This is a genomic window from Paenibacillus sp. 01L418, from assembly GCF_056400045.1.
The window spans coordinates 1-6,854 of sequence record NZ_JBFTSN010000346.1 but is presented as its reverse complement, the minus strand read 5'-3'; the positions used below and the strand labels follow the sequence as shown (position 1 = coordinate 6,854).

Annotated in this window: 7 protein-coding genes and 1 pseudogene; 3 read left to right on the top strand and 5 right to left on the bottom strand. The window is 44.8% G+C overall.

Translation table 11 applies throughout. The annotated features are described in order from the left end of the window. From AC1DSE_RS27135 to AC1DSE_RS27115, 5 genes and pseudogenes are all read right to left on the bottom strand, one after another. On the bottom strand, positions 1-528 hold a 528-nt coding region (locus tag AC1DSE_RS27135; RefSeq protein WP_477528488.1), incomplete at its 3' end, for an FMN-dependent NADH-azoreductase. A 159-nt stretch (positions 529-687) separates the two neighbouring features. Beyond that, the gene (locus tag AC1DSE_RS27130; RefSeq protein WP_441881687.1) at positions 688-1,347 is read right to left on the bottom strand and encodes a response regulator; all 660 of its coding nucleotides are present in this window, start codon (positions 1,345-1,347) and stop codon (positions 688-690) included. A 9-nt stretch (positions 1,348-1,356) separates the two neighbouring features. Beyond that, entirely contained in the window at positions 1,357-3,009 is a 1,653-nt protein-coding gene (locus AC1DSE_RS27125; protein ID WP_477528487.1) for a GAF domain-containing sensor histidine kinase, read from the bottom strand. Between the two features lie 107 nt (positions 3,010-3,116). After that, positions 3,117-3,446 (bottom strand): annotated as a pseudogene (locus AC1DSE_RS27120) (MFS transporter); the annotation flags it as partial. After that, entirely contained in the window at positions 3,416-3,643 is a 228-nt protein-coding gene (locus AC1DSE_RS27115) for a hypothetical protein (RefSeq protein ID WP_477511725.1), read from the bottom strand. The pseudogene AC1DSE_RS27120 and the gene AC1DSE_RS27115, both read right to left, overlap by 31 nt. Before the next feature lie 152 nt (positions 3,644-3,795). Between AC1DSE_RS27115 and AC1DSE_RS27110 the strand changes: the two genes are divergently transcribed. The 3 genes from AC1DSE_RS27110 to AC1DSE_RS27100 form a co-directional block, all read left to right on the top strand. After that, positions 3,796-4,737 (top strand): ribose-phosphate diphosphokinase, encoded by a 942-nt coding sequence (locus AC1DSE_RS27110; RefSeq protein ID WP_477528486.1) that lies wholly within the window; start codon positions 3,796-3,798, stop codon positions 4,735-4,737. A gap of 152 nt (positions 4,738-4,889) precedes the next feature. Beyond that, complete coding sequence (locus AC1DSE_RS27105) at positions 4,890-6,359, top strand: spore germination protein (RefSeq protein ID WP_477511723.1); 1,470 nt, start codon at positions 4,890-4,892, stop codon at positions 6,357-6,359. A gap of 5 nt (positions 6,360-6,364) precedes the next feature. Then, positions 6,365-6,854, top strand: a 490-nt coding sequence (locus AC1DSE_RS27100; protein WP_477528485.1) for a GerAB/ArcD/ProY family transporter, incomplete at its 3' end; no start/stop codon positions are given.

Here is a 6,854-nt window from a genome sequence, read left to right as displayed (position 1 = left end):
CTCTAGGTTAGTCACACCGTAGAAGCCCATTACTGTGCGGATAAAGTTATGTGCCATTTCAACCGAAGCTGCAGGGCCTTCGGAATAAATGCCGCCGCGAGCAGTAAGCAATACGACTTTTTTATCAGTGATCAGACCAACTGGGCCTTCAGCTGTATATTTGAACGTTTTGCCAGCTTGTGAAAGGTAGTCGATATAAGTGTGCAATACTGCAGGAACAGTGAAGTTCCAAAGCGGGAATGCAAATACCACTTTATCCGCCGCAAGAAATTGATTCATATATTTGTCCGAAACAGCAACAGCTGCTTGCTCTTCAGGTGTAAGGTCATAACCGCGAGCTGCTTTGAAGTTACCGTTAATCATATCAGCGTTCATGTAAGGCAAGTTTTCATTGAACAAATCAAGCTCAACCACTGTGTCTTCTGGATGGCTAGCTTTAAAGCTGTCTAGAAAAGATTGATATAGCTTAACGCTGACTGCTTGTTCGATTCCGCGATCGTTTGCTTTAATAAATAATACTGTACTCATTATATATTTCCCTCCAAGATGTTTGTTTACTTTTTGTAAGTACCTTAATTGTATATAGTTTTAGAGCAACAATCATCGGTAAATAGACCGAAAAATCGACATAAAAAAACCGCCAAAGGCGGAGAGCTAGTCTTACGACTATAGTCTTACGTCAGCGTGTTATTCAGGTTCTCGCATTAACTGCACCGCGTATAACGCAGCTTGTGTTCGGTCCGTTAAATCCAATTTGCTTAAAATGCTGCTCACATGCGTTTTGACTGTTTTCTCCGCTACAGTGAGCGAGTGAGCGATATCTTTGTTGCTCATTCCTTTGGTAAGCAATTGCAGCACCTCCAGCTCTCTCGGAGTCAATATTTCACTTAACTCACGAATAGGCAGCCCTTTCACCGAACTAATCTGCGGCGATACTTGAGCGAGTAACGCACTCGCTATATCCGGATGCAGCTGAATATTCCCTTTATAGGCGCTGCGAATCGCTTCTGCAAGCTGATCAGGTTCTACATCCTTCAGCATATACCCAGCAGCTCCGGATTGTAGAGCAGGGACGATATGACTCCGATCCGAGAAACTGGTGAGCACAAGCACTTTAATATCCGGATTTTGCCTAGCGATTAAATTGCTCGCTTCGATCCCGTCCATAATCGGCATGTTCAGATCCATCAGTATGATATCAGGCTTTAGTTCAGCAGCTTTTTCTACCGCTTCCTTGCCGTTATTCGCTTCACCCACCAGCTCAAAATCAGGCTGCATGCTTAGAAAAAAAGAAATTCCCTTCAACACAATTTGATGATCATCTACGAGCAATATTTTTATCGTCAAAACAGTTCCTCATTCCTCTTCCCACATTTCCATTTCCGTTGCAATTGGTATAACAGCAGTTACCATTGTAGGTTGCCCTTTTCCGCCCGTTATCGTTAGCTCTCCGCCAAGCGTTTCTGCACGTTCCCGCATCGTTAGCATACCCATGGTCAGTTTTCCTTTACGCTTCTCTTGCGAAAAACCGCGGCCTCGATCCAAAATTTCCAAGCAGGCGCGAGACTCTGTTTTGATGAGCCGCACATAAACGGTATTCGTATCTGCATGTTTCCTTACATTATTAAGCGCCTCTTGCCCGATTCTCCAAAGGGCTTCTTCAATCGCACGCGGAAGCTCGCGAACGCCCTCCACCTTCTCATACACGGTTAAATCCATGCTCTTGCCATATTGCTTAAGCGCAGTAATTAGCCCATGCTCAAGACCTGCCGGCCGCAGCTGCCATATCAGCGTTCTCATTTCCTTCAGCGCTTCCTGTGACAGCTGTCTTATTTCTTGCAACGATCGTTCCACGACAGGTTCTTTGCCTGCCAGCACCGTCTCGGCGCCCTTCGCTAGAAAGGATAAAGAGAAAACCTTTTGAATAACCGAATCATGCAAATCTCTAGCCATTCGATTTCGCTCTTCCATGCGCGCGAGCTCGCGCCGCTGCTCATATACCCGCAAATTTTCTACGCTTAACGTGAAATGATCCCCAAGCGAATACATGAAGTCCTCTAAGTAATCATCAAACTGCTTGCCTAACTGACTGCTTACAAACAGAACACCAATCGGGCGGCTGCGAATGCGAAGCGGTATTGCGACTGCTGATGAGAACGGTGGTATCCCTATCGATGATAAGGACGAGCAGGAATTGCTGTCGCATTCGGACTGTTTGACTAGACGATTCTCATGAAACGCTTTGCTAACCATCCCGCCTTGATCGATGGCAAGCGAAAGCCACTCTTTTCGGACGTGATTGTCTGTATAATGTGCGCGAAGCGATAATTGCTCTTGTTCATACATAAATAACGATACATGCTGCCAGTTGAACGTATCGCCTRTATGGCTCACTGCTTGCAGTGGCAGATGATTTATATCTTGTATGGCGTTTATTTTCTGAATAACATCACCAAGCTTCGCATAATGAATCGCATGCTGCTCCTGCACCTGATACAGGCGGATTCGCTTAATTGCCGTTCCGATCTGATAAGCAACGGCTTGCAGAAGTGCAAGCTCCTCCTCAGTAAAACGATCCTTGCCAGCTTCAGCAACATTTAACAAGCCGAATTGATCCGTTCCTGCTCTTAGCGGAACCGTCGCATGATGAGTAACACCCTCATTATCACCAAGCTTGTTCGTGATGGCATATGTAATTCTTGAGCATTCTATAATATTTACCGCTTGATCCAGCTTGTTTTGCTTAAAGCTTTCAATGCACCAGCAAACCTCGCCGCACATGACCGCCTGATTGTTTGCCGCTAAACCTTGAGGCAAATTATGTGTAGCCACGCAAAGATTTTCACTTTTATTGTCAATCATAAATATCCAGCCCGTAGTAAAACCTGTAACCTGCAGCAACTTGGCAAGCACATCATTCAGCATTTGATCCATGTCGTTTGTGCTGTTAAGTGTCTCTGCTATCTCCTTCAATGCGACCAGCTCATAAGCTCTTTTTTCTCTGGACATGCTTCCACTTCCTTCTAAGCACACATTATACACCTACCTGAACAGCAAAAAAAAGAGCCTATCCAAAGCAGCTTGCACTGCTTAAGCTGGATGGCAGGCTCTTTGGATTAGCGCTTTCGAAACGGCTTTTTGATCAAAAGAATATAACAGGCTACAGCACCTAGCTCTGCAATGGCTATCCAAATTCCCATAGGGAGAGCATTTGCGCTGCCGCCAAGACCAACGAGCGGTGAAATCATGCCCCCAAATGTAAAGGATAATAACCCGAGCAATGCAGATGCACTGCCCGCAGCATAGCCATGCTTTTGCATCGCTAAGGAGAAGCCAGTCGTCGAAATAATACCAACGCTTGCTACAACAAAAAACAATGGCACAAGAATCGCAGCGAGCGGCGCGTCAATTAATATCATGATAAGCAATATTCCGCCAGCTGATGCCGAACAAGAGACGAGCTTGTAACGAAATCATCCGTTAGCTGCGGCAGCGCCGGCAAATACATGTCAAGGGACAACGACCCAAACGCGGAGAGCGATCCAAGCAAGAGGATCAGCCAAAGCCGTTTAATGCCAGTGGATTGATTTTGAGTTTGGATTTTTTTCTGAGCAAGCAAGTAGGGCATCTCCTTCTGTGGCACTTTTTCCTCGCTCCACTTTATCACCTTTCCTTATTTGTTCCAATAGAAAAGTCGTTTCATCAAATATTTGTCCTCTTTTGTTTTGTTTGTTATGATTGAGCTAATAATGTCGTTTAACGTAGCATCTTGTAGCTACCATTTAGGAGGATCACATGCAAAAGATTAAAATTTTCTCCGGCACTTCGAACCAGAAGTTGGCTGAGGAGTTATGTAAAGAACTTGAGCTCCCGCTAGGCAATGTTGCAATATCAAGGCATCAAAGCGGTGAGATTCATGTTTCATACGGAGAACCTATTCGTACTTGTGACGTATTCATCGTCCAATCACTTTCCCATCCCGTTAATGAGCATTTAATCGAAACACTCGTCATGATAGACGCTGCCAAACGAGCATCAGCGAAAACCATTAATATCGTTATGCCATATTATGGTTATGCACGTCAGGAAAGAAAATCGGCACCGCGGGAGCCCATCTCCGCTAAGATGGTAGCCGATGTATTGACTAYTGTTGGAGCAAACCGAATCATTACCGTCGATTTGCATGCTGATCCGATTCAAGGCTTCTTCGATATTCCAGTCGATCATTTAACGGCGCTTGATTTGATCATTGATTATTTGCGAAGCAAAAACATCAAAAACCCTGTTGTCGTATCGCCAGATGCGGGCCGAGCTACAACAGCCGAGAAACTTGCCGGCTTGCTTGACTGTCCATTTGCGATCATGATCAAAAATCGTCCCGCTCATAATCAGTCTGAAATCACGCATATCATCGGTGATGTTGAAGACATGACACCAATTATTATTGAAGACTTAATTGATACAGGCAGCACAATTGTAAACGTCGTAGAGGCGCTTAAGAAAAAAGGCGCGCATGATTCCTACATATGCGCAACACATGGACTGTTCTCAGCCAATGCGCTTGAGAAGCTGGATCATCCGAACATCCGTGAGGTCGTTATTACAGATACGATCAGTATCTGTCAAGAGCATTCGAGTAAATTTGTCGTACTGCCGATGTCCCCGCTCCTTGCAACCGCCATTAAAATCATTACCGAAGGCGGCTCGATTGCAACGTTGTTTAAATCAGGCTCATAGGCCGTCAGTAAAGCAAAATAACATATAACATCAATTATGCCCCCTTGCTCTTTCGCAAGGGGGTATTTATTTTGCATGCGTATAGCTATGGTAAACCGTGGCAAAATAGGTGTATCAATCAAGACGGCAGCGGGGATGGGAGGACGCAAACAATGGATCAAACAGAACCTATCAGCTCAGACCTGAAAGTAAATATAGAACGTATAAAAGAGATTTTTTCGGATACAAGCGATTTAGTCATAAGGAATCTAACGATCAAGCAAACAACTGAGCAAGCAGCGCTCATCTACATCGATGGGCTGACAGATGGAGCAGCAATTAATAGCGACGTCCTTCGTCCCTTGCAGCTAGATTCGAGCGGGGGAAAACCCGGTGATGAGTTAATGATGACCATTGGACAAATCGTACCCGAAACGGATTGGTACCAAATTGAGATCGCAATACTGCACGGTAAATCCATATTATTCGTGAGCGGCAGAGAGACAGCCTATGTGCTTGGCACAAGCGGCTGGCCGCAGCGGGCAATCGAAGATCCACAAATGGAAGCCTCCTTAAAAGGCGCCCATCAAGGCTTTGTCGAAACCAGCGGCCAAAATATCGCTATGATCAGACGTTATATCCCGAATCGCGAATTAAAAATGAAACGGCTGATTGTCGGCCGGCGCGGCCAGACCTCCGTAACGATTATTTACCTGGAGGATGTAATGAATCCTCAATTGTTAAACGATCTTAAGGATCGCATTCAAAAGATTGACGTAGATGTCATTTTAAACACGGGAGAGCTGGCAGAGCTGATCGAGGATAATCCCTACTCACTCTTCCCGCAATTCGTTCTTACTGAGCGGCCAGATTCTGCAGCATCGCAAATTTTGCAAGGAAGATGTGTCGTTGTCGTTGATCGCTCGCCAAGCGTACTCGTTGCTCCAGTCAGCTTCTACTCTTATTTCCAAAGTATCGACGATTATAGTACTCGTTGGTCCATTGCAACCTTTTTGAGGCTGCTGCGAATGTTTGCATTTATTACAGCTACATTTTTGCCTGCCTTTTATATCGCAGTTGTTTCCTTCCATATCGAGATCATTCCAATGAAGCTGCTGCTCACCCTAGGTGAATCACGTGGACAAGTACCGTTTCCACCTTTTGTGGAGGCCATTATAATGGAAATCACATTGGAAATGCTCCGTGAAGCTGGCGTCCGGCTGCCTGCCCCCGTTGGCCAAACTGTTGGCATCGTTGGAGGTATTGTGATTGGACAAGCTGTCGTTCAAGCTGGCTTAATAAGCAATGTTATGGTTATCGTTGTAGCATTTACAGCCATTTCTTCATTTATTTTGCCAAACTACGATATGGTTGCAGCCGTTCGTTTAATCCGTTTCATGCTCATGATTTTATCTTCACTGTTTGGGTTTGTTGGGATCATTATTGGTTTGATGACGATGATCGCTCATTTATTAACGCTTAAATCGCTAGGCATGCCATATGGAAGCCCACTGGCTCCGCTCCGCTTCTCAGATTTGAAGGACACCCTAATTCGAGCACCATTATGGCTGATGGAAAAGAGACCAAAAAACGCGCTCCCGCTTCAAGAAAAACGTCAAACAAACACTCGGAAGGAGGATTGAGCATATTGACGAACACCGAAGGTAATACGATAACTTCGATGCAATTTATTTTTATTATTTCCGGTATTCAGATTAGTGTTGCCGTCCTTTCCTTGCCGAGGAAATTAGCAGAAATAGCAGGAACGGATGGCTGGATTTCCATTCTAATTGGTTATGTCATCAGTCTTCTATGCGGGTATATCATTATTATGGTGATGAGACATTGTTCTGATCAAACATTAATTGATGCGCTGCCTGCAATGATGGGGAAATGGCTTGCCAAAGGATTTACCCTATTGTTGGCCTTTTTTTTCCTTACCCTTATGTATGACGGTCTTGTGCGCACCATCCTGATTATTAAAATTTGGCTCCTGCCAAACACACAGTCCTACATACTCATGATTCTGCTGTTAATACCCGCTTATAAAATCGCTATAAACGGTCCTCGCATCTTAGGACGATATGCAGAGCTAGTAGCTGTCATATCATGCTGGTTGCCCTTTGTTTATCTATTTA

Coding starts and splice junctions, on each gene's coding strand:
- AC1DSE_RS27105 (WP_477511723.1), top strand. CDS start 4,890: ATGGATCAAACAGAACCTATCAGCTCAGACCTGAAAGTAAATATAGAA.